The sequence below is a fragment of the Pseudomonas sp. MWU16-30316 genome (genome assembly GCF_020515645.1).
GTDB classification, from domain to species: Bacteria; Pseudomonadota; Gammaproteobacteria; order Pseudomonadales; family Pseudomonadaceae; genus Aquipseudomonas; species Aquipseudomonas cerasi.
In genome coordinates, this window is record NZ_JAIZAZ010000003.1 from 212,207 (window position 1) to 236,404 (window position 24,198).

Below are 24,198 nucleotides of genomic sequence, written 5' to 3' on the forward strand. Positions count from 1 at the left end.
GTCGGTTACTTAGGTAAGAATTGGGGAAACTGGAAGAGGCTGAAGAAATAGAATTTCTTTCTTTCTTGTACTAATTTTAACACAATAAGTGCAATCTGTCAATAGTTATCATTCTCGTTTGGAGAAAATAGTTCCTTATCCTCTCCTTTTCCGATGAAGCCGTTCGCGTTCGTTTACGCGCTGGGTTATATGCACCGAAACCGCTCAAGATGGTCAGACGATCAACTTTTTAGGGGCGGGCCGGAGACGTGATCCATATCACCTGTATCGGAGTTAAATCGCATCACAGTCCTTTCAAGCTCGCCAGATTTGTAGCGGGCCTCTTGGACCATGTGTTGTTCGAGTTCAGCACGCTGTGGTGCGGAAAGTAAGTCTGGTAGGTCGATCCTTGCACCGTTCCATGTGATGCGGAATACACCTTTAACCCGATCTTTACCAAGGTAGGTAATCACCTGACGATCAGCTGAAAACTCTATAGATGGCTCATCAACAGTGATCGTACGGTCATCACACCACATAACGTACTCGGCTTCTTGCAATAATGCGTTCAGACGCATTTCGTCTACATCTAGCAGTTCTTCCTGTAATTCGATCATCTCTCCCTCTGTAGACGGCGCTGCTTTCGATACAAGTGTGAGCTTCTCGTCCTCCAGAACTCCAATCTGAGCCGTGATCCTGTCGAGTGCAGGGCCAAACGCACTCATGCCGTACTTCACGGCTCCCTCAGCAGCTGTAGCAGCCTGCCGGTTCAGTTCTGCTAACTCTCCCTCGATTTCAAGAGCACGCTTCTCAGACGCAGTCAGGTTGCGTGAGAGAGATGCACGCTGAAGCGCCTTGAATGTGGTCTGACTACGGATGAAGTCGAGTACGGCCATGGGTAAGCTTTTTTTATTGCTGCACCCTTGATCGCCAAGACGGTGACGCTGTCCGCACTTCATTGCAGCGTTGTCGGGCGTGATGTGTATATGGAAATTCGCACGGCATTTCGCACACTTCACTAGACCGACAAGCAGGTGATTTGACGCGGCAGACTTGGGTTTGCTCTTCTGGTTCAGGCGTTTCTGAACCCTATACCACAGCTCTTTGCTTACAACTGCCGGATACACATCTGGTATATCGTTCCAATGGCCTATCGCGGTGGGGTTACGCATCCAACGCTTTAGGCTCGTGGTGCTGAGCTTTGCCAGCTCGGGGTGCTGATCGCGTAAGCGGTGATGAATTCGCCGCTCGCCTAGACCATCCGCGTAGTCTTGGAACGCCTGAGCCACTAGCGGTGCCAGGTCTTCTCTAAGGCTCACAACTGGCTGAGCCTTCTTGCCATTCGGGTACTCTGTCTTAATCCAAATGGGTGCCCTGCGTCCTGTGGCTCCACCTGCACGGGCCGCCTCTCGTTTCCGCTCATACGCGGATTTCACTCGCCTACTCAGTGCGTCAGAATATTGGTAAGCCTGCTGGACCTTAGCAACCAGCAAAAACAGGTTGTTCGATTTGTACGGGTCACTGTCGTATGTGATTCCGTCATCCAAGCTGATCAACGAAACACCAGCGTTTACGATTTCTGTCAGTAGGTTGAGCATGATCGAAGGGGCAAGGCGTCCAGCACGGTCTATGGCTTCGATCAGGATGCAGTCGCCCGGTTTGATGATGCCTGTGCTAACCGCTGCCCTCAGTCGTCCAAATGCGTTATCAAGATGCGCTCCGCTAAAGCCAGATCTGCCAAGGTCTTGATATGCATCATCTGCACTGAGCACGTACTCTGGATGGTGCTTCAACCATTCTGCGACCATGGCTGTTTGGCGGCGGAGGCTGTCGCCGTGTGCTTGGCGAAGGCTGGAATAGCGCACGTAACTGAACGCAACAGGCATCTCATAGACTTCCTGACGAGGTGTAAAACGAAATCATAGCATTGCAACCTATAGCGCATTCATGGGCGTGCGGATTTCATGGCTCATGGTGGCAAGGAAGGTGCTCTTGGCCCGGCTGGCGGCGTCGGCCTGCTCCTTGGCAGCCTGCAAGTCCTCGATGAGCTGGCGACGCTCGCTGATGTCGATCCAGCCACCGATGATGCCCTGCACTTCGCCCAGAGAGTCACGAAACGGCAGGATCCAGTGGTAGATGGTCAACTGTCGATCGCCAATGCGCAGAGGGCGGTCGAGGATCAGTGCGGTATTGCTGGCCATGACCCGCTGATAGTCGGCAGCATATTCCCGGGCTTCGAAGGCATTGCCCAGCACCCCTTCGGTGGCGCTCTTGCCGATGATGTCTTCCCGTTGCGCGGAGAAAACCCTGAGGTAGCTGTCATTGCACATGCGCAGCATACCTTCGCGATCCCGTACGTAGATTGGATGCGGTGTACCCTCGACCAGCGCGCGCATGAATTCGAATTGATCGCCCAGCGCTCGTTCCGCAGCCTCGCGCTGACGTATCTGCCGGCGCATCCAGGCATTCCAGGCCAGCAGGCCCAGCAGCAACAGGCCTGCACCCACCACAATCTGATAGATCAGCCGCTCATAGTCATGCCAGTTGGCGCGTGAGGGGGTGTAGACGCGCCATCGGTTGTTGATCGCTGCCAGATCCTGCGGCGCGATACTCGCCAGCGCCTTGTCGAGAATCGAACTCAGCTCGATGGCATTGCGTGAGGTCGCCATCGAAATCAGCGCCGGATCCTCGCCGACGGTGGCGGTCATCTGCAAACGCTCCTCGAAGATGCCGGAAGACAGGAAATAGTCCGCGCTGAGCAGCGAGATGACCGCACCTTCCGCTCTGCCCAGCGACAACATGTCCAGCGCCTGGAATGGATTGTCGATCTCCAGCGGCACGACCCTGGGGTATTTGCGGCTTAGCCAGTCCAGCACCGGGCTGCCCTGAGTGATCGCCAGACGCTTGCCGTCCATCTGCTCCAGATAGCTGGGGGCACCCTGGCCCTTGTGGGTGACCAGCACGAACGAGTTGTCGATGTAGGGGCGGGTGAAGCTCAAGCGGTCCTCACGCGCATCACTGGACACCAGCGCGCCGATCATGTCGGCCTGGCCTTCGCTGACCTGATTGAGCATGTCGGTCAGGCTGGGCGAGCGTTTGACGTCGAACCTAAGCCCGGTACGCAGACGCACCAGTTCGAGCAAGTCTGCGGTGATGCCGCGAAAGTTACCCTTGGCATCGAAGAATGTCAGCGGCGCATACGCTTCGTTGACGACCACGCGTACGGTCGGGTGCTGCGCGATCCAGCGTTCCTCGCGTTGCGTCAGTTGCAGCTTCTGGTCGGTGAGCATCAGGTCGCTGCCCGTGCTCCAGCGTCTGGAAATATTGATGCGTTCATCGACGGGGATGGCTTTCAGCGTCTGATTGATGATGCCCAGCAGTTGCGTGTTTTCGTTGCTGACCGCGAAGCTGAAACCGTTGGGCTCGTGCTGGCCGAAATTCGACATCTGCACGTTGTTCAGATAACCCTTGTTGATGATGTATTGGGTGGAAATCGTATCGCCCAGAAACACGTCCGCCTGATTGAAAGCGACTGCGTTGATGGCGTTCTGAAAAGAGGGATAGGTTTTCAGCGTTGCGCCTGGATAGGACGCTTCGACCTCGGCAGGCGGCAGGTAGTGATAGACCATGCTCAGCCGCATGCCTTTCAGGCCCTCGTTCAGGGGGCGGGTGTCTCCGACCCGGGTGACCAGAACGGGTTGATCCACCGAGTAGGGCTGCGAAAGCCTGATGTTTCGATCGATGGCTTCAAAACCGTTTGCGGTACCCAGCAGATCGATCTGGCCTGCGGCAAGGGCCTTGATCGCCGCATCACGGGTTTCGAAACGCTGAACCCTGACGGGCAGGTCCAGCGCATCCGAAATGATCCCTGCATAATCGGCAGTGATGCCTTCGTAATCGTTACCCGACATCGTGATATCAAAGGGCGGGTAATCGGGGTTCGAGGTGCCGAGAATCAGTTCGCGTTGACCGCGCACCCACTGCCACTGGTGACTGTCCAGCTTCACATCCATGTGCGCCGGGCTCGAGCGACCGAGCAGGGTATAGTGATCGGCCGCATGAGGACCGGCCTCAGCACCCCAGCCTATGCACAGGCTTGTAGCCAGTATTAATAATTGTCTGAAGCGCTTGGGCATCCGTTTTCTCACACTAGCGCGTTGCGTTTTGCCATCTCGATAAGTTCTACCAAGGTTCTTGTTTTTAGTTTTTGCATCAGTCGCGTTTTGTAAGTACTGACGGTTTTGTTACTGAGAAACATACCCTTGGCTATTTCCTTGTTGGAACGGCCTTGGGCAAATAACTGCAATACCATCAGTTCGCGGTCATTGACCAACTTGAACAGCTCCAGCTCGTGGGTCTGTCCATCTTCACGAACTGCGCACGTCAACGCCTGACTGGGAAAGTAATTGTAGCCGGATAATACCGCTTTCACCGAACTGAGCAGTTCGCTAAGGTCTTCCTGCTTGCACACATAACCCGAGGCACCCGATTGCATGCAGCGAATGGCAAACAGGTTGGGAGTTTGCGACGTCAGCACCAGAATCTTGGAGGACAGCCCCATCGTATTGAAGCGAGCCAGCACCTCAAGGCCGTCGAGCTTGGGAATGCTGATATCGAGGATGATCAGGTCGGGCATGCATTCACGAACCATTTGCATGGCGTCGACACCGTTATCGGTTTCGCCGACCACCTCATAGTTTTCGTTCTCCAGAAGCATTCTTACCGCCATCCGGATGACCGGGTGATCGTCGATGATAAAAACTGAGTTCATATTCCATTCCATAACAAGCAGTGAAGAAAGCGCGCACCTTAGCTCAGATGTTCGGGCAGGCACATAAAGAGACTTGCTCGGCAGGCATATATAGGAAAAGTCCTACAAAAATTAGCGTATCGGAGTACGTAAAAGCCTACGTAGAACACAAGTGTGTTTAAACGTTAACGCTTATTTCATTGTGTGTTTGGCGAGCGATGCACCCAATGTTTATTACTTTCTGGAATCATCATTCATGTTGACTGATGATTTCCTACGCGTCTGAACGTCGAATGTAATCGGTACGGTTTGCCGGTTTAAGGTATGTACCGGTTTTTACCCGGGATATCCAAAAGCGCATAAAGCCGGGTTGCCGATGTCAGTCAACGAGGTGCCCCAGCAGGCGGCTGAGGTCGGGTCCGTGCAGGGGTTTGCTCAGGCAACCGAGCAGAGGGAGATCGCGCTGCAGGGCGAGTTGCTGCAGGTTTTCAAGCTGTGTATCCGGCAAGCCGCTGAGCAGAATGGCCTGGCGCAGCCAGCCGTGTCGGGATGCCTCGTCGATCAGGTCGAGGCCCGACATGTCCGGCAGGCACTGATCGCACAACACAAGCCCGTAGGGTTCGGCACTGCGTTGCATGGCGGCCATCGCCTCGGCAGCCGTAAGCACGGGAGTCAGCAGGAAGTAGCCATGATTGTTGAGCAGCACTTGGGTGGCAATCAGTTGAAACGGGTGATCTTCCACCAGAAGGATGCGCAGGCTATGTGTGGACATGAGCGTTCCGGAAAGGCCCTGGCGAAGCGTTCAGGCATCGGCAGGCGGCGTGCGGACCCGTGAGTATCGCAGGCGGATGGATGACGTGCCGGATGGCAGTTGAAGTGGCTGGAATTATTGAGGGATGCAAGAAAACCTGCGATAGGACCCGTCCGACATGCTTGTAGGGCCTGTCTGAGTTTTGCGAGGCAATCAGTCTGACCAGCCTTTTGCCTGCATCCGTTCAGGCAGCGGGCGGGTCGAGGGAGGCTATATCTGTCCGGAGCGGCCGGTCATTTCCCGGGCCATTTCGCTGGCGTAGCTGTCGGTCATGCCCGCGATGAAGTCGATCATGCGCAGGAACGAGGTATGCAGCGGTGCCTTGGGATCGGGCGCACTGTTACCCAGCAAGTCGAGGATGCGCCGATGCTTGAACGATGGCGTCCTGCCGCCGAACTGTTCGACGGCCGCGCCGCAGAACGCATTGAGGAGGATCTCCAGCGTGGTGTAGGCACCGATTTCATGCAGGGTCTTGCGCTTGTCCTGGAAGATTTTCTTGCGCGCCATGTCCTTGGCATTCAGCACACAGCGTTTGGCCGGACCGTGCATGTGCTCGACCAGGTCGCCAGGCAGGGTGCCGGCCAGCAAGGCATCCTGCTGCTCGACGAAGGCTCTGGCGGCCGCGTTGGTCAAGTGTTCGATGGCCTTGCCGCGCAGGATTGCCAGTTTGCGCCGCCGTGAGTCGCCCGGACCCAGTTGCCGGTAGGTTTCCGGAAGATCATCACCGACCAGCCCGAGCAAAAGTGATTCCACTTCTGCGTAGTTGAGCAGGTCCATCTCCAGACCGTCTTCCAGGTCGATCAGGGCGTAACAGATGTCGTCGGCAGCCTCCATCAGATACACCAGCGGATGGCGCGCCCAACGTTGATCTTCGAGCTGCGGCAAACCCAGCTTGCCGGCAATCTGCTCAAGAATCGGCAGTTCGCTCTGATAGCAGCCGAACTTGTGCTTCTTGTAGCCCAGCGAATCTGCGTGGCGCGCGGTCCACGGGTATTTGAGGTAAGTGCCCAGCGTGGCGTAGGTCAGGCGGGTGCCGCCGTCGAACTGGTGGTATTCCAGCTGCGTCAGCACCCGAAAGCCCTGGGCATTGCCTTCGAAATTGAGAAAATCATTGCGCTCGGTGTCGCTCATCGCATCAAGCCAGCCGCGCCCGGCCGCCTGATTGAACCAGTTGCGAATCGCATCTTCGCCCGAGTGACCGAACGGCGGATTGCCGATGTCGTGCGCCAGGCAGGCCGATTGCACGACCATGCCCAGGTCGCTCGGATCGCACCAGTCGGGCAGGGCAGAGCGCAGCGTTTCGCCGACGCGCATCCCCAGCGAACGGCCGACACAACTGACTTCCAACGAGTGGGTCAGGCGCGTATGAATATGATCGTTGCTGGACACCGGATGCACCTGGGTCTTGCGCCCCAGGCGGCGAAAGGCCCCGGAAAAGATGATCCGGTCATGGTCCTTGTGAAACGGACTGCGCCCCAGTTCCTCGGGGCTGTGCAGGGTCTTGCCCAGTCGTTCGCGGTTAAGCAGCGTTTGCCAATCCAATGCGTTCACTCCGTCAGTAATAGGGGCGTAGCTTCCCGGTTCGACACGCCTGCCGCAAGGGCTGCATTGATGAAAACAGGCCCGTAGAAAAACAAATGCCCGCTCCGGAATACCGGAGCGGGCATTTATATTCAGGCCGATACAGTCAGGCCTGGGTCACGCTGGACGCATGGCGCAATCAGACTTTGCGATTGCGATTCTGCAGGGCGCGCGTTTGCATGGCGACCTTGACCACTGGCGTCAACGTGATGCCCAGCTTCAACAGGCGACCCAGCAGGCTGGTACGTCCGGTCTTGGCGCGTTTGCCGCTCAGAAAACCCAGCAGGGCAACCGAGCCCACGCCCCAGAGCGGCGCGTGGCGAAAGCCCAGCGCGCTTTTCCAGTCGTGACGGATGCCGCGAAAGCGTTGCAACGGTTGCATCAGTTGCGCAGATTCGTGGCGAATTTCCTGGCGGTGCATTTCCATGCGCAAGCGAATCAATGCCTTGCGCAGTTCTCGACGGGTATTGCTCTGGTGCGACTTGGGTTCACTCATGGCATCAATCGCTCGCGGTCATTGGCCAGTTCTTCGAGGGTCGCATGGAAGGGCGAAGACTCGTCGAAGATCGCTGCCTTGAGGCGCAATCCACAGAAAATCGCGGCCAGCAGGTAAAACGTACACAGGCCGACGATGCCGGCCAGGCGATAGCTGTCCCACAGAACGATCAGCAGCAAGGCCGAGAGCCCAGTGAGCAGCAGCAGGCCGAAAACCAGTGCCAGACCGGCGAACAGCAGCAGGCTGACGGTTCGCGCTTTCTGTTCCTGCAATTCGATGCCGAACAGCTCGACGTGAGTGTGCAACAGGCCAAGGAAGGCAGCGCCCAGGCGCCGCGGTGAAGAGCCCGGAGTTCCCTCGGGCGGTGCTGATTCCGTTCCCAGAGTCATGATGTTAGCGCCTTGTAGCCAGCAGACCGATCAGAAAGCCGACACCTGCGGCGATACCGACGGACTGCCAGGGGTTGTTCTGAACGTAATCTTCGGTGGCGATCACTGCAGCTTCGCCGCGCTCGCGCAACGAATCTTCGGTGGTCTTCAGGGTTTCCTTGGCACGCAGCAGGCTTTCGCGGATCTGGGCGCGCAGTTCATCGGCCTGATCACCAGCGAGAGAGGCGGTATGCGCCAGCAATTTCTCAGTGTCGGCAACCAGTACCTGGAAGTCGGCTCTCAGGATTTCCTGAGCATTCTGTGCAGTTTGGCGGGCCATGATGTTCTCCGTTTGGTGGGCGTATGAATGTTTCGAGTACAGGTGATTCCTGAAGGTTCACTTCGATTGGCGTATCGTGTTCGATCAGGCTTTACGCAGCCGCTGCACCTTACTCCAAAACTATCTGCCAGGAAAAACCGCAAGCACTGGAAGATTGGGGTTCCGTATTTCTGGCCATTGGCTATGCTCCACACGCGTGACCACGGGATGGCCTGGCGCGCGCGACATCCGTTGAATGGAGAGAGGCATGGAGCGGCTGTATTCCCTGCAGGGGCTCAGGGGCGTAGCGGTCCTTGGCGTTGTGTTGTTTCACATGATGTCGGTGGAGAGCAAGTTTTCCGGTGGCGATATCCTTTTGCCGCCCTGGCTCGATTTTTTTCAGTTGGGCGTCGATCTGTTTTTCGTCATCAGCGGATTCGTCATGGTGATTGTCAGCCGTGGCCGTTTTCAGAGCGGAGTCGAGGCTCAGCGCTTTCTGTTCAATCGGGTCTCGCGGATCTATCCCACCTACTGGTTGTACTTTTTCATCACCCTGGCGGTTTATCTGGTGCAGCCGGGCATGGTCAACAGCGGGCATGGCTCGTCCAATCTGATCATGTCGTTCCTGCTGTTGCCCAACGACAAGGTGCTGCTGGTGATGGTGGCCTGGTCGCTGCTGTTCGAGCTGTGGTTCTACGTGGTGTTCTCGGGCTTCCTGCTGTTTCGCGAGCGCAGTCTGCCGTTTCTGCTCGGTGTTTGGGGCATGATCATCGTGGTGTTCAATACGCTGGCAGACTGGCAGGACTATTCCTCGGCAGTGAAGATCGTCCTGCATCCCTATGCCCTCGAATTCATGCTGGGTGCCGCGCTGGCCTTGTTCTTTTACGGTCGCCACAGTGCCCGCGTGCCGACGGCTGCGGTCTGGTTGCTGCTCGGTGTCGCGTTGTTGGCGGCGGTGCCCCTGATCGGCTATTACCGGTTGTACGAAAGTCAGGGGCTGCTGCGCATGCTCATGGTCGGCGGCACGTTCGGCGTACTGGTGGTGACGCTGGCCTTGCTCGAACGGCGCCGACAGCTGGTGGTGCCGGTGTTTCTGGTTGCCGTGGGCGATATGTCCTACACGATCTATCTGTCTCATCTGCTGGTGCTGGGGGTGATCGGCAGGGTCTGGAGTCTGGTGGGGGCCTGGCCCGAAAGCTACCTGGACAACCTGTTTTTCGCGCTGCTGATGATGGCTGCGGCGCTGTGCTATGGCTGGGTCGGTTACCGCTGTTTCGAGAAACCGGTGCTGGACCGCGCCAATGCGTTCAGCAAGGCGCATTTCCGGGTGTCGACGTGATCCCGGTGCGCGCCTAGAATAATTTCCGCTTACCGAGGATTCGCCGAGGATCGACTCATGACCCCCGAATGCCAGCTGTTCAGCACCCTGGGATGCCCGCTGTGCGAGGTTGCCGAAGCAGTTTTACTGCCGTTTGCCATTGAGCACGGCCTGCTGGTTGAGTTGGTCGACATCTGCGAGGATGAGCAACTGCATGAACGCTATGAGTTGCGCGTTCCTGTGTTGCGTCGGATCGACACCGGCGACGAGCTGGACTGGCCATTTGACGCGCCTCAAGTGGCGTCGTTTCTGAGTCGCTGAGCTGCCTTGTCGTTGAGCTGCATTCCCTTTCATTTACCGGACACGACGCGCAGTGAATATCGATACACGCATCAAATTTCGCCATCTGGTCTGCTTTCTCGAAGTGGCCCGGCAGGGCAGTCTGGCGCGTGCTTCCGACGTTCTGGCGATCAGTCAGCCTGCGCTGTCGAAAAGTCTCAAAGAGCTGGAAACCCTGCTCGACACCACGTTATTCGTGCGCAGCAAGAGCGGCGCGGCACTCACCGAAGCCGGCGTGGCGTTCATGCGGTTTGCCGGGCCCAGCGTGCAGGCCCTGCGCGAGGGCGTCAGCAGCCTGCGCTCGGGTGAGCATGACACCGTCACTGCACGACTGGGTGTACTGTCGACGGCCGAAAGCCTGCTGGTGCCTGAGGTCGTTCATCGCCTGCACCAGCGGCACCCGGCGCTGATCGTCAGCGTGATGACCGGGCCCAGCGCGTATCTGCTGTCGCAATTGAGGGTAGGGGAGCTGGATCTGGTGGTCGGGCGCATGACAGACAGCCCGCAGATTCAGGGCCTGACGTTCGAGCACCTGTACAACGAGTCGATGACGCTGGTGGTGCGCAGCGATCACCCGTTGCTGGCTGCGCCGCTCAAGCCCGAAAGTCTGGAGCAATTCCCGCTGGTATTGCCGCTGGCAGGCACCACCATCCGCAAGTTTGCCGACAGCCTGTTCGTGCAGTGCGGTATCCGCATGCCGCGTCAACGCCTTGAAACCCTCTCGCTCACCCTCAGCCGCCGCTATGTGCAATGCAGCGATGCGGTGTGGATCGCGCCACTGGATGCCGTGTCGCTGGAGTTGAAAGGCGGCACGCTGGTGGAGCTGGACATGGGTATTCGTGAACCGGGCGGCTCGGTCGGTTTGTGCAGCAACCCGGCCTTGCCACTCACGCGCGCAGCGCAGTGGTGCGTGGACGAACTGCGGAGCCTTGGAGAGGCCTATCGCAACGTCTAGCATCCATAACCAATTGGTTATGGATCATGGGGTTTATTTCAGTTCTCTATAAGCATGGATCGCGCGACACTTCGCCGCAGCCTGTAGCGCATGTGACCCACGCCTGCGCGCCCCATAAGAAAAACGAGGAGAACGCCATGTCTGCCGCGGACAACAGCCGCTTCGTCATTCGTGACCGAAACTGGCATCCAAAAGCTCTCACCCCTGATTACAAGACCTCAATCCTGCGCTCGCCGCGTCAGGCGCTGGTCAGTATCCCGCAGTCCATTTCCGAAACCACCGGCCCGGATTTCTCGCATTTGAAATTCGGTCAGCACGATAACGATCTGCTGCTCAATTTCAACAACGGCGGTCTGCCCATCGGCGAGCGTATCCTGCTGGCCGGGCGGGTCTGCGATCAGTACGGAAAGCCGATTCCGCACACGTTGGTGGAGATCTGGCAGGCCAACGCCGGTGGGCGTTATCGCCACAAGCGCGATGCCTATCTGGCGCCCATCGATCCCAATTTCGGCGGCGTCGGACGTGCACTGACCGACAGCGAAGGCAATTACAGCTTCCGTACCGTAAAGCCAGGGCCTTACCCGTGGCGCAACGGTCCCAACGACTGGCGCCCGGCGCACATTCACGTGTCGATCAGCGGGCCGTCGATTGCCACACGCCTGATTACCCAGTTGTATTTCGAAGGCGATCCGCTTATTCCGATCTGCCCGATCGTCAAGGCCATCGCCAATCCGGACGCCGTGCAGAGCCTGATTGCCAGACTCGACCTGGGCATGGGCAATCCGATGGATTGCCTGGCGTACCGCTTTGATATCGTGTTGCGCGGTCAGCGCAAGACTCACTTCGAAAATTGCTGAGGAGGCCCGACATGCCCGTTCAATTGCTGCAGGAAACCCCTTCGCAAACCGCTGGCCCTTACGTCCACATCGGTCTTGCACCACAGGTGGCCGGCAACCCGACCCGCGAACTGGAAATCTGGAACGAGATGGCCAGGCCCGAGGCGCCCGGCGAGCATATCGTGTTGCTGGGCAACGTCTTCGACGGCAACGGTCATCTGATCCGTGATGCCTACCTGGAATTCTGGCAGGCGGATCATCAGGGCGCGTATCACAGCGAATTCGACCCGGACAGGCCGTTCAACGGCTTTGGTCGCACGGCTACCGCGGACGATGGTCAATGGATCCTCAAGACCATCAAGCCAGGCTCGGCGCGCAATGCGGCGGGTGTGCCGATGGCGGCGCACATCAATGTCTCGCTGTTTGCCCGTGGCATCAATATTCATCTGCAGACGCGGCTGTATTTCGACGACGAAGCCCAGGCGAATGCGCAGGACCCGGTGCTCAATCTGATCGAGCAGCCCCCGCGTCGCGAAACCCTGGTGGCGCGCCGTTGCACGCACGAGGGGCAGACGGCCTATCGTTTTGATATCCGTGTGCAGGGTGAAGGCGAGACAGTGTTTTTCGATTTCTGAATCGCTTGTCGATTCAGAAATCAATGTGCGTGCGTTTCAAGGCGCCTGCATCGGCAGGCGACCCTATAAAAATAAAAGGACACCTTCATGACGCTTTCCGCCAGCAGCCCTGCGTCGAGTACGCTCGACGTTCAGGCTTTCATCAATGCGCAACCGCTGTCCGGCTATCAGTGGCGAGTGGTTGCGCTGTGTTTTCTGATCGTGTTTCTCGACGGCCTCGATACTGCCGCAATGGGCTTCATTGCACCCGCGCTCAGCCAGGATTGGGGAATCGATCGGGCCAGTCTGGGGCCGGTGATGAGTGCCGCGCTGATCGGCATGGTGTTCGGCGCGCTGGGCTCCGGCCCGCTGGCCGACCGTTTCGGGCGCAAGGTGGTGCTGGTGGTCGCGGTGCTGCTGTTCGGTCTTTTCAGCCTGGCCTCAGCCTATAGCAGCAACATCGATCAATTGCTGGTGCTGCGCCTGTTGACCGGGCTGGGGCTTGGCGCAGCGATGCCCAATGCCACTACGTTGCTGTCGGAATACACCCCGGAGCGGCTCAAGTCGTTGTTGGTGACGAGCATGTTCTGCGGTTTCAATCTGGGCATGGCCTGCGGCGGTTTTGTCTCAGCCAAGCTGATCCCCAGCATGGGCTGGCACAGCCTGTTGATGCTGGGCGGTATCCTGCCCATCCTGCTGGCGGCGGTGCTGATGGTCTGGCTGCCGGAGTCGGCGCGGTTTCTGGTGGTACGCAATCGCGGTGCGGAGCGGATTCGCAAAGTGCTGGCACCGATTGCGCCGAAGGCGCTGGCTGGCATCACTGACTTCAGCGTTCCCGAGCAGAAAACGGTGAGCAGCCGCAATGTGCTGAAAGTGATTTTTTCCGGCACGTACAGCGCAGGCACCCTGTTGCTGTGGCTGACCTATTTCATGGGCCTGGTCATCGTTTACCTGCTGACCAGCTGGCTGCCGACGCTGATGCGCGACAGCGGCGCGAGCATGGAACAGTCGGCCTTCATCGGCGCGCTGTTTCAGTTCGGCGGGGTGTTGAGCGCTGTAGGCGTGGGCTGGGCGATGGATCGTTACAACCCGCACAAGGTCATTGGTTGTGCCTACGCGCTGGCCGGGGTATTTGCCTGGCTGGTCGGGCAGAGTCTGGGTAACGTCGCACTGTTGGCGACATTGGTGCTGCTGGCCGGTATGTGCATCAACGGCGCACAGTCGGCAATGCCGTCACTGGCAGCGCGTTTCTATCCCACCCAGGGGCGTGCCACGGGCGTGTCGTGGATGCTCGGGATCGGCCGCTTCGGCGCGATTCTCGGCGCCTGGGCCGGTGCCACGCTGCTGGGCCTGGGCTGGACGTTCGAGCAGGTGCTGACCGCGCTGGTGGTTCCGGCGGCGCTTGCCGCGATAGCGGTGCTGATCAAGGGCTGGGTCAGTCATTCGGACGCTACCTGAAACCTTTCAATCTGGAGTGGTGATGTGAACAGAGCGAGCAATCAACTTTTCGATGCCTACTTCATGCAACCCGAAATGCGCGAGATCTTTTCGGATGAAGGCCGGGTGCAGGGCATGCTCGATTTCGAGGCTGCACTGGCTCGGGCACAGGCACGAGTAGGCCTGATCCCGCCCGAGGTGGTCGCTGACATCGAGCTGAGCTGCGACGCACGGCTGTTCGATTTCGACGCGCTGGCAATCGCCATCGGCAGCGCCGGCAATTCGGCGATTCCGCTGGTCAAGGCGCTGGGCAAACAGATTGCCGCACGCAGTGCTGAAGCCGAGCGCTACGTGCACATGGGCGCGACCAGTCAGGATGTGATGGACAGCGGTCTGATCCTGCAACTGCGTCGAGCCATCGTACTGCTTGAGCATGATCTTGCTCGACTGGCCGATGCGATGGCTGAGCAGGCACAGCGTCATGCTGGCACGCCGCTGGCTGGACGCACCTGGCTGCAACAGGCCACGCCGGTCACCCTGGGGATGAAAATCGCCGGCTGGCTGGGCGCGGTCACTCGTCATCGACAGCGCTTGAACGAGATCAAACCACGCCTGCTGTGCCTGCAGTTCGGCGGTGCTTCCGGCAGCCTCGCGGCGCTGGGCGATCAGGCGTTTTCGGTGGCCGAAGCGCTGGCCGGTGAATTGCAACTGGCGTTGCCCGAGCAGTCCTGGCACACCCAGCGTGACCGACTGGTAGAGTTTGCCGGTCTGCTGGGCCTGATCGCCGGCAGCCTCGGCAAACTGGGGCGCGACGTGAGCCTGCTGATGCAGACCGAAGTGGGCGAGGTCTTCGAGCCTTCGGCACCGGGTAAGGGCGGATCTTCGACCATGCCGCACAAACGCAACCCGGTCGGTGCTGCGGTCATGATCAGCGCCGCCACCCGCGCACCGGGGCTGGTCGCCACGATGCTGGCCGCCATGCCGCAGGAGCACGAGCGCAGTCTGGGCCTGTGGCATGCCGAGTGGGAGACCTTGCCGGAGCTGTGCTGCCTGGTTTCCGGTTCGCTGCAGCAGGCGTTGCAGGTGATACCCGGCCTGCAGGTCGATGCCGAGCGTATGGCGATCAATCTGCAATCCACCAAAGGCCTGGTTCTCGCCGAGGCAGTGAGCATTGCCCTGGCTCAGCGCATCGGCCGCGATGCTGCCCACCATCTGGTTGAACAGTGCTGCCGGCGTGCGGTGGAGCAGGGCGCCCATTTGCGTCAGGTGCTCGGCGAGACCCCGCAGATCAGCGAGCAGTTTTCTTCCGACGAGCTGGATCGACTGCTCGATCCGGCCCATTACCTTGGCCAGGCTCGCCATTGGGTCGAGCGCGCCGTGGCCGAACACACAAGGATTTCCCGATGACCGAAGACGAACGTTACCAAGCCGGCATGCACGTACGCCGCGCTGTGCTGGGCGATGCGCATGTCGATAACAGCCTGAGCAAACTGACGCCGTTCAATGAAGAATTCCAGGAGATGATTACCCGTCACGCCTGGGGTGATATCTGGACCCGTCCGGGGCTGCCACGCCATACCCGCAGCCTGATTACCATTGCGATGTTGATCGGCATGAATCGCGAGGGTGAATTGCGCCTGCACCTGAAGGCCGCAAAAAACAACGGCGTGACCCGTGAAGAGATCAAGGAAGTGCTGATGCAGAGCGCGATCTACTGCGGCATTCCGGCGGCCAATGCAACGTTCCACCTCGCTGAAGCGGTGTGGGATGAAATGGGCGTGGAGTCGTTGCAGGACAATTGAGGGTGTGATCGAGAACGCCGCCGCGCCATCGGCCACGGCGGCGTTCTGTCTGGATCAGAGCAGCGACAACGGGTAGCTGACGATCAGGCGGTTTTCGTCAAACTGGTTGGTGTTGTAGTCGCGGCGCATAGTGGAGTTGCGCCATTTGACTGACAGGCTTTTGAACGCGCCGCTCTGGAACACGTAGGCCAGCTCGGTTTCCCGTGCCCACTCTTCGCCGTCGGTGATGGCGCCGGTATGCACGTTGTCGCCGCTGATGTAGCGGTTCATGAGGGTCAGGCCGGGCACGCCCAAGGCTGCGAAGTCATAGTCGTGGCGCAACTGCCAGGATTTCTCCCTGGCGTTGTCGAAGCTGGAGTTGTAACTGTCGTTGGCCAACGTCCCGCCACTGGTACCGTTGACGCGCATCCAGGCGCTGTCGCCGCTGACTTTCTGCAGGCCCACATAAAAGGTGTTGCCACCGTGCCGTGCCGAAAGCAGCGCTGACCAGGTCTTGTTGTCCAGCTCGCCGGCCAGCGACTGACCGTCGTCCTTGCCCTGGAAGTAGCCAAGATTGGCCCCCAGCGTCCAGCTGCCCAACGGCTGACTGTGCAGCAGGTTGAAATATTGCTGGTGGTAGATGTCTTCAAGCTCGGCGTACCACACGCCGACCTGGGTGCGCTTTTCGTTGAACACGTACTCGCCGCCGCCAAAGTTGAAGCGGTCGGAAGTGAACGCGGTACGGCCATTCAGGGACATGTCTTCCATGCTCGCGTCGTTGCGCGGGCTGTTGCCACGGAACTGACCACCGTAGAGGGTCAGGCCGTCGATCTCCTTGGAGGTGATCTGCCCGCCCTGAAAGGTTTGTGGCAGCGAGCGGCCGTCATCCGAGCGCAGGATCGGCAGCACCGGCATCCACTCGCCGACCTTCAATTCGGTCTTCGAGAAGCGCGCCTTGCCGGCCACGGCCAGTCGCCCGAAGTCGTCGGCCGGGCGCCCATCGCTATGGATGGGCAGCAATTGTGTGCCGCCGGTACCCTTGCCGCCGTCGAGCTTGAGCGAGTAGAGGCCCAGCGCGTCGACACCGAAGCCGACGGTGCCCTGGGTGAAGCCGGAGCGTGCGTCGAGGATGAAGTTCTGCGTCCACTCCTCGGCGTAGTTCTGTGCATTGGCCGGGTCGACGAAGTTGCGGTTGATGTAGAAGTTGCGTAGGTTCAGATTGACCTTGGCGTCTTCGACGAATCCGGCGCTGTTGCCGCTGATGGGCGTCAGGCTTGCAGCGACGGCCGCTGACAGGCCGCAAAGGAGTTTGCAGGGGGAATTCACGCGCATGGAGCAGACCTTTTTTGTAGTTATTGAGTCGTGTAGCTGGCTGCGATAGTGAAATGCCGGAAAGCGCTGTGCAATTGTGAAACAGCTGTTCTGGGCGATTATCGAACGTTAATGAACCGGTTCGAACATTTTCTGCGAAGCGCTGCAAACGGGTGTGCGATGCTCACGTGTCTGTCGATATGAGCAGCGGGCGCTGGCGCTTTCGGCCACGCTGTCAGGCTGCTGAAACTTGAACAAGGAAGCGCAATGAGCACTGCCAGCACGCCGTTGTCCGGCGTCAATCAACCTCTCAAAGGTATTGGCTTCATTCTTCTGGCGACCTTTCTGTTTGCCAGTCATGACACGCTGTCCAAATACCTGTCCGGCTTCTATCCGATCATTCTGGTGGTCTGGGCACGCTATCTGGTGCATACGCTGTTGATGGCCTGCATCTTCATGCCGTCAGCGGGGTTGCGGGTGTTGCGCACCAAGCGTCCTGGCCTGCAGGTCTTGCGCGCCCTGGCCTTGCTGGGCACCAGTCTGCTGTTTACCAGCAGCCTGATGTTCATCCCGCAGGCAGAGGCGACGGCGGTCAACTTTCTTGCGCCGTTGCTCGTTACCGCGTTATCGGTGCCGCTGTTGCATGAGCGTGTCACGCGTGGGCAGTGGATAGCAGTGGTCGTCGGGTTTGTCGGGGTGATGATCATCATTCATCCGGGGGGCGAGCTGTTTACCCCGGCGATTCTGTTGCCCCTGTCGTCAGCCTTGTGCTTTGCGCTGTATCAACTCCTGACGCGGCTGGTCAGCCCGTTTGACAGTCCGACCACCAGCAACTTTTTCGCGGGGTTGTTCAATACCCTGTTGATGAGTGCACTGGTGCCGTTCTTCTGGGAAGTGCCGGCGCTCAAGCACTTGCCGTTTCTGCTGGCGCTCGGCGCGTGCGGGATGTCGGCGCATTTGCTGCTGACCCAGGCCTTCCGCTTCGCCGCCCCGGCCATGCTCGCACCGTTCAGCTATTGCCAGATCGTGTTTGCCGGGCTGCTGGGTTTCGTGGTGTTCGACCACATGCCATCACCGACCGCACAGGCAGGCATCGCCATCATCTGCCTCAGCGGCCTGGCGGCGGCTTGGCAACAGCGGCGCAAGGGTGGGTGATCAGCTGTTCCCTCGCACGAATACACAAATCTAACTGACTATCGTGCCAATGCTCTGCGTTGGCATGCAGTTCGTGACGCTCTGCGTCACATCTGTACCGCAGCACAACGTAGTGTCTTGCGCGCAATCACTTTACATAGATAAAGCGCTTTTTTATCGCGGTGGCACTGACGACGCAGAGTGCGACCTTAGTGACAGGGCGAAGGAACCCGACGAAGTCGGGCCGGAAACAGGCGCGAGGGGATTTGCCTACTTTGGCCCCATCAAATAGGTCGCCGAGGGGCGAAAAGGTGACCTGAGTCGAACCCTAATCTACCTGAAACCACAGAACCGCTTTGTGACGCGGAGCGTCAAGAACTGCATTCCCACGCGGAGCGTGAGGAACGAGCGGCGTCCGGGAGAGCACTTTTCGTCACTCTGCGCAAAGCGTGGGCACAATAGTAAAAAGGCCCGGTCACTGAGTGAGCCGGACCTTTTTGATGGTGTCAGACGATCACTCGCTGAGCGTCGGAACCTTGCGAGGTGCCATGAAGTACAGCCAGATCAACGCGATGAAGTACATCGCCGGGATCATGGTGAACAGCACGTTGTAATTGTTGTTGGTGGCGGTCAACACGGCACCGACAATCTGGGTCATGAACATACCACCAATGGCCGCACACATGCCGCCGAAGCCGAACACGGTACTCATCATGTGCTTGGGCGTGTAGTCCATCACCAGGCTCCAGATATTCGCGGTCCAGGCCTGATGCGCACCTACGGCAAGCGAGATGGCCAGTACCGCCACCCATAGCCCGCTGGCATTGGCAGCGAACACCACGCTGCAGATCGTGATGGCAAAGATCAGCATCGACAACAGGCGCGCAGTCGTCGCACGCATGCCACGACCAATCAGCCAGGACGACAGAATGCCGCCACCCACACTGCCGAAGTCAGCCGTCAGCCAGATCAGAATCAGCGGGATGCCCATCTGCGTCACGCTGATCCCCAGGTTGTATTGCTGATTGAGGAACGGCGGCAGCCAGTACAGGTAGAACCAGAAAACCGGAGCTGTAATCGCATACGCCAGCGCGAACGCCCATGTGCCACGCATCTTCAGAATGCCGGTGAACGGCACCTTGACCGGCGCCGGTTCTACTTCCTGATTGATGTAATCCAGTTCGGTCTTGCTGACGGTCGGGTGATCTTCAGGGTTGTAGTATTTCAAGCGCCAGGTGATGACCCAGAGCAGCCCCAGCGAACCCATTGCCACGAAGGCGGCCTGCCAGCCCCAGACAGTCAGGATCACCGGCAACAGGGCAGGGGTCAGCATGGCGCCGACATTGGTGCCGGCGTTGAAGATACCGGTGGCCACCGCACGCTCACCGGCAGGGAACCACAGCCGCGTGGTCTTCACACAGGCCGGGTAGTTGGCGGCTTCGGTCAGGCCCAGAATGAAGCGGCAGACCATGAAGCCGACGGCGGAAGTGGCAAGGCCGTGCGCGCCAGTCGCCAGGCTCCACAGCAGCACCGCGAGGAAGAACGCGCGCTTGACGCCGACCTTGTCGATGAAGCGACCCTGCAGCACGAAGCCGACCGCGTAGCCGACCTGAAACCAGAAGTTGATGTTGGCGTAGTCCATCGCCGTCCAGCTCATTTCCTTGGCGAGGATGGGCTGCATGACGCCGAGCGCGGCCCGGTCGATGTAGTTCAGCGTAGTGGCGAAGAACACCAGGGCGAGCATGCCCCAGCGAGTCTTGCCCACGGCGAGTGCGCCGCGGATCTTTTCGCCCATCCCGGCACGGGCGGCCTGGGCGACAGGGGTGGTCTGGGTGTTAAGCATGATGTTCTAACCATCCGTTCCAGGACTGTGCTGCTGGCAACAGTCGGACTGAGAAGTCCACTCGATGCAGGCGTTGTGCAGGTAAAGTGAAGTCGTAGAACCGTGATTCGACTGGCCTGTAGACTCAGGCTGTCCTCGAAACGATCCGTCGGGCCGACAATTTACAGGTTGGGCCGCGTAAGTGTGTTGGAATGTTTCAGGCGACGTGTACCCAGGCCGGGCTTTTGGCCGGGCGGGTTCGTCGAACAGGACGTCTGGTAAGACGGATGGGCGAGCGGGCGAGCAAAGCGAGAAGGGTGCACATGAGCAATGTTCCTGTTTTTTGAATTGTTATGGGTTGCTGCTGATGAAGCGACGATCAAAAATGTTGGACTGCGGGTCTATCCTGCAATGTGATGCTGATGTTGAGCATTGCGAGATACAGCGTCAATTGAGTAAAACGGCTTTTGTTCGATAATCGAACGTAAAACTAACCGGTTCGTACACTTTATGTTGCTGTAGTATTTTCACAGGCAAATACTTTACTCGCACCTCTGAATAAGGCCGGGAAAGGCCAGGAATGCGGTGCTGTCCAGTCGCGACCCAAGCAGGTCGCGTTCATCCAGGAGCTGAAAAGCATGCAGCGTTCAATTGCTACCGTATCCTTGAGCGGTACTCTGCCCGAAAAGCTCGAAGCCATCGCCGCAGCCGGCTTTGACGGCGTCGAGATTTTCGAAAACGACTTGTTGTACTACGACGGCAGCCCACGCAATATCAGGCAGATGTGTGCCGACCTGGGCATCGCCATCACCCTGTTCCAGCCGTTCCGCGATTTCGAAGGCTGCCGCCGTGACCGTCTGCAGCGCAATATCGACCGTGCCGAACGCAAATTCGATCTGATGCAGGAACTGGGCACCGATCTGGTGCTGGTCTGCAGCAATGCGTCTGCCGATTCGGTGGGCGACGAAAACATTCTGCTCGATGATCTGGGCCTGCTCGCCGAGCGCGCCGGCGCCCGTAACCTGCGCGTCGGTTATGAAGCGCTGGCCTGGGGCAAGCACGTGAACACCTGGCAACAGGTCTGGAACCTGGTGCGTCAGGTTGACCACCCGGCGCTTGGCGTGCTGCTCGACAGTTTCCATACCCTGTCGCTGAAGGGCGATCCGAGCGCCATCGCGCAGATCCCGGGCGACAAGATCTTCTTCGTGCAGATGGCCGACGCGCCGCTTCTGGCGATGGATGTACTGGAGTGGAGCCGTCATTTCCGCTGCTTCCCGGGCCAGGGTGAATTCGATCTGGCCGGCTTCCTCGCGCCAATCCTGCGCAGTGGCTACACCGGGCCGTTGTCGCTGGAAGTGTTCAACGATGGCTTCCGTGCAGCGCCGACACGCGCCAATGCCGCGGACGGTCTGCGTTCGCTGCTCTATCTGGAAGAGAAAACCCGCCAGCTGATGGCGCGTGACGAGCCGGCCGCCGCTCCCGAAATCCTCTTCAATCCACCCGCTGCCAGTACCTACAATGGCGTCGAGTTTCTCGAGTTTGCCGTTGACGAGAGCCATGGCGCTCGCCTGTCGGGCTGGCTGCAACGGCTGGGCTTTGCCAAGCTGGGTCAGCATCGCTCCAAGGCGGTCAGTCTGCTGGGGCAGGGCGATATCAGGATTGTGCTCAATGCCGAACCCTATTCCTTCGCCCACAGCTTCTTCGAGGCGCACGGCCCTTCGTTGTGCGCGACCGCCTTGCGTGTCGACGACGGTCATCAGTCGCTGGAGCGTGCGCGTGCCTTCAAGGGCCAGCCCTATCGTGGCCTGGTCGGCCCCAACGAACGGGAGATTCCTTCGGTCCGTGCGCCCGACGGCAGCCTGATTTATCTGGTAGACAACGCCGCACCGGGAGAATCGATTTACGACAGCGATTTTGTCGTCGATCCGCAAGCAGTCGCCAAGGGCGGGTTGCAGCGTATCGACCACATGGCCATGGCGCTGCCGGCCGACAGCCTGGACAGCTGGGTGCTGTTCTACAAAAGCATTCTGGACTTCGAGGCTGACGACGAAGTGGTCTTGCCCGACCCCTACGGTCTGGTCAAGAGCCGTGCACTGCGCAGCCGTTGCAGCACCGTGCGCCTGCCGCTGAATATTTCCGAGAATCGCAATACGGCCATTTCCCATGCGCTGTCGAGCTATCGTGGCTCGGGTGTGCACCACATCGCATTTTCCTGCGAAGATATCTTCGCCGAGGTAAGCCGTGCCAAGGAAGCGGGCGTACCCTTGCTGGACATCCCGCTCAATTACTACGATGACCTGGCGGCGCGCTTCGATTTCGACGAGGAATTTCTCAGCGAACTGGCGTACTACAACGTGCTCTATGACCGCGATGCGCAGGGTGGCGAGTTGTTCCACGTCTACACCGATGCGTTCGACGGGCGCTTCTTTTTCGAAATCCTGCAGCGCAAGAACGGCTACGTAGGGTACGGCGCTGCCAACGTCCCGGTGCGTCTGGCTGCGATGGCCAAGGCGCGCAATGTGGCAGCACGTCAGGCGCGTCTGTAAGGCGAATCCGATTGCAGGGCTGCTGCGAGGGTTCGATGCCCTCGCAGCTTCCCTCGGTTGCCGGTCGGCTTCATACTCCGCGCATCACTCGTGGTCATGAGCCAACAATGAAAACAACTGACGACTCCGTTGCCGTTGCGTCGAAAGGGCGCAAGAACAATCCGGAAAAGACCCGCGAAGACATACTGCAGGCCGCCGTTGCCGAGTTTGTCGCCCATGGCCTGTCGGGAGCGCGCGTCGATGCCATTGCCGAACGCACCAAAACCTCGAAACGGATGATCTATTACTACTTCGGCAGCAAAGAGCAACTGTACGTCGAAGTGCTGGAAAAACTCTACGGCGCGATTCGCAACACCGAGAGCCAGCTCAATCTGTCCGAACTCGAGCCGGTGGAAGCGATTCATCGTGTGGTCGAGTTCACCTTCGATCACCACGACAGCAATGTCGATTTCGTCCGTATCGTGTGTATCGAAAACATCCATAACGGCGAGAACGTCAAACAGTCCGAATCGATTCAGGCCAAGAGCCAGAACATCATCAGGGCGCTCGACGGCATCCTGCGTCGTGGCGAAGCCAGCGGCCTGTTTCGTGACGGTGTTCATCCGGTGGACCTGCACCTGATGATCAGCTCGTTCTGCTTCTACCGGATCTCCAATCGCCATACCTTCAGCGAGATCTTTCAGATCGAGTTGTGGAGCGAGGAGGTCAAACAGCGTCACAAGGCAATGATCTGCGACGCTGTGTTGCGTTATCTCAAACGCTGATGTTTACAACGTGTGGAAGTGCGCCATCATCCGCTCTGCATCGGCGGACTGGCCACTGAACAGTTCAAAGGCCTTGACTGCCTGAAACACCGCCATGGTACTGCCATCCAGCGTTCGGCAGCCCAATGCGCGGGCATGCTTGAGCAGCTCGGTTTCCAGCGGAAAGTAAATGATTTCCGCCACCCACAGCTCGGGCCGCAGCAACCCGACCGGCAACGGCGTGCCTGGCAGTTTGGTCATGCCGACCGGCGTGGTATTGACCAGTCCGTCGGCTTCGGCCATCGCCGCAGGCAGGTCGATGCCCACCTGAGCGCGCCCGGCACCGAAGTGCTGGTTGAGGTTGTCCACCAGCCCTTGGGCGCGTTGCGGCTCGACTTCGAACACGCTGAGGCGCTCGACGCCCGCGCCCAGCAGCGCATGAGCCACGGCAGCGCCCGCGCCGCCTGCACCCATCTGCACCACCTGTTGACGTGGTGCCTTGTCCAGGCCGCGCTGGAAACCTTCGGCGAATCCCAGGCAGTCGGTATTGTGACCGATGCGCTTGCCGTCCTTGAACACCACCGTATTCACCGCGCCGATACCGCGCGCTTCATCGGACAGCTCATCCAGTAACGGGATGACTGCCTGCTTGCACGGGAAGGTGATATTCAGGCCAGTGAAGCCGCACTGTTGGGCGCCTTCCAGAAGCCGGGGCAGGGCGTGGATGTCCACTTGCAGGGCATCGATGTCGATCAGCCGATACAGATAGCGCATGCCTTGCGCATCGCCTTCATGCTCATGCATGGTGGGCGTTCGCGAGGCCTGGATGCCCGAGCCGATGAGGCCGGCGAGGATGGAAGGTTTTTCAGCATGAGTCATAAAATACGTCTCTTGTTTTTGTGTCACTGCCCGATTGGCGGCAGGTGTTAAACGGAATGTACCAGATGGTTAATAGTGCCGCAGGCAGGAGTCGATTACCACGCAGCGATGTTGTGCGGTGATCGCACTAATCGGTGATAATCCACCGCCAGCCGCTTCAGGCTTACACGAGTCCGAGT

General features: G+C 59.0%; 21 protein-coding genes and 1 pseudogene. 11 read left to right on the forward strand and 11 right to left on the reverse strand.

Translation table 11 applies throughout. The features are described 5' to 3' along the window. Positions 1 to 221 precede the first annotated feature (221 nt). The 8 genes and pseudogenes from LCH65_RS12015 to LCH65_RS12050 all read right to left on the reverse strand — a co-directional run bounded on the left by LCH65_RS12015 (position 222) and on the right by LCH65_RS12050 (position 8,325). On the reverse strand, positions 222 to 1,865 hold the full coding sequence (locus LCH65_RS12015; protein ID WP_226439506.1) for a recombinase family protein: 1,644 nt from the start codon (positions 1,863 to 1,865) through the stop codon (positions 222 to 224). A gap of 51 nt (positions 1,866 to 1,916) precedes the next feature. Then, positions 1,917 to 4,115, reverse strand: a pseudogene (locus LCH65_RS12020) (transporter substrate-binding domain-containing protein); the annotation flags it as partial. A gap of 8 nt (positions 4,116 to 4,123) precedes the next feature. Beyond that, on the reverse strand, positions 4,124 to 4,750 hold the full coding sequence (locus tag LCH65_RS12025; protein WP_003366922.1) for a response regulator transcription factor: 627 nt from the start codon (positions 4,748 to 4,750) through the stop codon (positions 4,124 to 4,126). A 358-nt stretch (positions 4,751 to 5,108) separates the two neighbouring features. Then, the gene (locus tag LCH65_RS12030; RefSeq protein ID WP_003366924.1) at positions 5,109 to 5,501 is read right to left on the reverse strand and encodes a response regulator; all 393 of its coding nucleotides are present in this window, start codon (positions 5,499 to 5,501) and stop codon (positions 5,109 to 5,111) included. A 249-nt stretch (positions 5,502 to 5,750) separates the two neighbouring features. Next, positions 5,751 to 7,082: a deoxyguanosinetriphosphate triphosphohydrolase gene (locus tag LCH65_RS12035; RefSeq protein ID WP_003433027.1), complete on the reverse strand. Its 1,332-nt coding sequence runs from the start codon at positions 7,080 to 7,082 to the stop codon at positions 5,751 to 5,753. A gap of 178 nt (positions 7,083 to 7,260) precedes the next feature. Beyond that, positions 7,261 to 7,617: a hypothetical protein gene (locus LCH65_RS12040; RefSeq protein ID WP_003366928.1), complete on the reverse strand. Its 357-nt coding sequence runs from the start codon at positions 7,615 to 7,617 to the stop codon at positions 7,261 to 7,263. Beyond that, complete coding sequence (locus LCH65_RS12045) at positions 7,614 to 8,006, reverse strand: phage holin family protein (RefSeq protein ID WP_002553117.1); 393 nt, start codon at positions 8,004 to 8,006, stop codon at positions 7,614 to 7,616. Before LCH65_RS12045 ends, LCH65_RS12040 begins: the two co-directional genes overlap by 4 nt. A gap of 4 nt (positions 8,007 to 8,010) precedes the next feature. Continuing rightward, positions 8,011 to 8,325, reverse strand: a complete 315-nt coding sequence (locus tag LCH65_RS12050) for a YqjD family protein (RefSeq protein WP_002553118.1) — start codon at positions 8,323 to 8,325, stop codon at positions 8,011 to 8,013. Between the two features lie 247 nt (positions 8,326 to 8,572). Between LCH65_RS12050 and LCH65_RS12055 the strand changes: the two genes are divergently transcribed. The 8 genes from LCH65_RS12055 (at position 8,573) to pcaC (ending at position 15,605) form a co-directional block, all read left to right on the forward strand. Beyond that, positions 8,573 to 9,643, forward strand: coding sequence for an acyltransferase (locus LCH65_RS12055; protein WP_044308281.1), 1,071 nt, complete (start codon positions 8,573 to 8,575; stop codon positions 9,641 to 9,643). A 57-nt stretch (positions 9,644 to 9,700) separates the two neighbouring features. Next, on the forward strand, positions 9,701 to 9,943 hold the full coding sequence (locus tag LCH65_RS12060) for a glutaredoxin family protein (RefSeq protein ID WP_003433025.1): 243 nt from the start codon (positions 9,701 to 9,703) through the stop codon (positions 9,941 to 9,943). Positions 9,944 to 9,995: 52 nt separating this feature from the next. Beyond that, positions 9,996 to 10,916 (forward strand): pca operon transcription factor PcaQ, encoded by a 921-nt coding sequence (gene pcaQ / locus LCH65_RS12065; RefSeq protein ID WP_003366937.1) that lies wholly within the window; start codon positions 9,996 to 9,998, stop codon positions 10,914 to 10,916. A 137-nt stretch (positions 10,917 to 11,053) separates the two neighbouring features. Continuing rightward, a complete protein-coding gene (gene pcaH / locus LCH65_RS12070) occupies positions 11,054 to 11,773 on the forward strand; it encodes a protocatechuate 3,4-dioxygenase subunit beta (RefSeq protein ID WP_003366939.1) in 720 nt (239 codons plus the stop codon). An 11-nt stretch (positions 11,774 to 11,784) separates the two neighbouring features. Beyond that, positions 11,785 to 12,387, forward strand: coding sequence for a protocatechuate 3,4-dioxygenase subunit alpha (pcaG, locus tag LCH65_RS12075; protein ID WP_003366941.1), 603 nt, complete (start codon positions 11,785 to 11,787; stop codon positions 12,385 to 12,387). Between the two features lie 87 nt (positions 12,388 to 12,474). Then, complete coding sequence (locus LCH65_RS12080; protein ID WP_044308284.1) at positions 12,475 to 13,824, forward strand: MFS transporter; 1,350 nt, start codon at positions 12,475 to 12,477, stop codon at positions 13,822 to 13,824. A 24-nt stretch (positions 13,825 to 13,848) separates the two neighbouring features. Continuing rightward, positions 13,849 to 15,210, forward strand: a complete 1,362-nt coding sequence (locus LCH65_RS12085; protein WP_226439507.1) for a 3-carboxy-cis,cis-muconate cycloisomerase — start codon at positions 13,849 to 13,851, stop codon at positions 15,208 to 15,210. Next, positions 15,207 to 15,605 carry a 4-carboxymuconolactone decarboxylase gene (gene pcaC, locus LCH65_RS12090; protein WP_003366946.1) on the forward strand — a complete coding sequence of 133 codons (399 nt, stop codon included), beginning with the start codon at positions 15,207 to 15,209 and terminating at the stop codon, positions 15,603 to 15,605. The genes LCH65_RS12085 and pcaC overlap by 4 nt, the downstream gene beginning before the upstream one ends. Before the next feature lie 54 nt (positions 15,606 to 15,659). Here pcaC and LCH65_RS12095 read toward each other — a convergent pair whose 3' ends face one another. After that, positions 15,660 to 16,916 carry an OprD family porin gene (locus LCH65_RS12095; RefSeq protein WP_003433021.1) on the reverse strand — a complete coding sequence of 419 codons (1,257 nt, stop codon included), beginning with the start codon at positions 16,914 to 16,916 and terminating at the stop codon, positions 15,660 to 15,662. A 246-nt stretch (positions 16,917 to 17,162) separates the two neighbouring features. Between LCH65_RS12095 and LCH65_RS12100 the strand changes: the two genes are divergently transcribed. After that, positions 17,163 to 18,050: a DMT family transporter gene (locus LCH65_RS12100; protein ID WP_054081863.1), complete on the forward strand. Its 888-nt coding sequence runs from the start codon at positions 17,163 to 17,165 to the stop codon at positions 18,048 to 18,050. Positions 18,051 to 18,543: 493 nt separating this feature from the next. Here LCH65_RS12100 and LCH65_RS12105 read toward each other — a convergent pair whose 3' ends face one another. After that, on the reverse strand, positions 18,544 to 19,872 hold the full coding sequence (locus tag LCH65_RS12105) for an MFS transporter (RefSeq protein ID WP_003366954.1): 1,329 nt from the start codon (positions 19,870 to 19,872) through the stop codon (positions 18,544 to 18,546). 617 nt (positions 19,873 to 20,489) lie between these two features. On the opposite strand from LCH65_RS12105, the gene quiC reads away from it, so the two are divergent. After that, the gene (gene quiC, locus LCH65_RS12110) at positions 20,490 to 22,397 is read left to right on the forward strand and encodes a 3-dehydroshikimate dehydratase QuiC (protein WP_003433018.1); all 1,908 of its coding nucleotides are present in this window, start codon (positions 20,490 to 20,492) and stop codon (positions 22,395 to 22,397) included. 107 nt (positions 22,398 to 22,504) lie between these two features. Further along, the gene (locus LCH65_RS12115) at positions 22,505 to 23,161 is read left to right on the forward strand and encodes a TetR/AcrR family transcriptional regulator (RefSeq protein WP_003416207.1); all 657 of its coding nucleotides are present in this window, start codon (positions 22,505 to 22,507) and stop codon (positions 23,159 to 23,161) included. Positions 23,162 to 23,164: 3 nt separating this feature from the next. Here LCH65_RS12115 and LCH65_RS12120 read toward each other — a convergent pair whose 3' ends face one another. Then, positions 23,165 to 24,019, reverse strand: coding sequence for a shikimate dehydrogenase (locus LCH65_RS12120; protein WP_226439508.1), 855 nt, complete (start codon positions 24,017 to 24,019; stop codon positions 23,165 to 23,167). Positions 24,020 to 24,198: the final 179 nt, after the last annotated feature.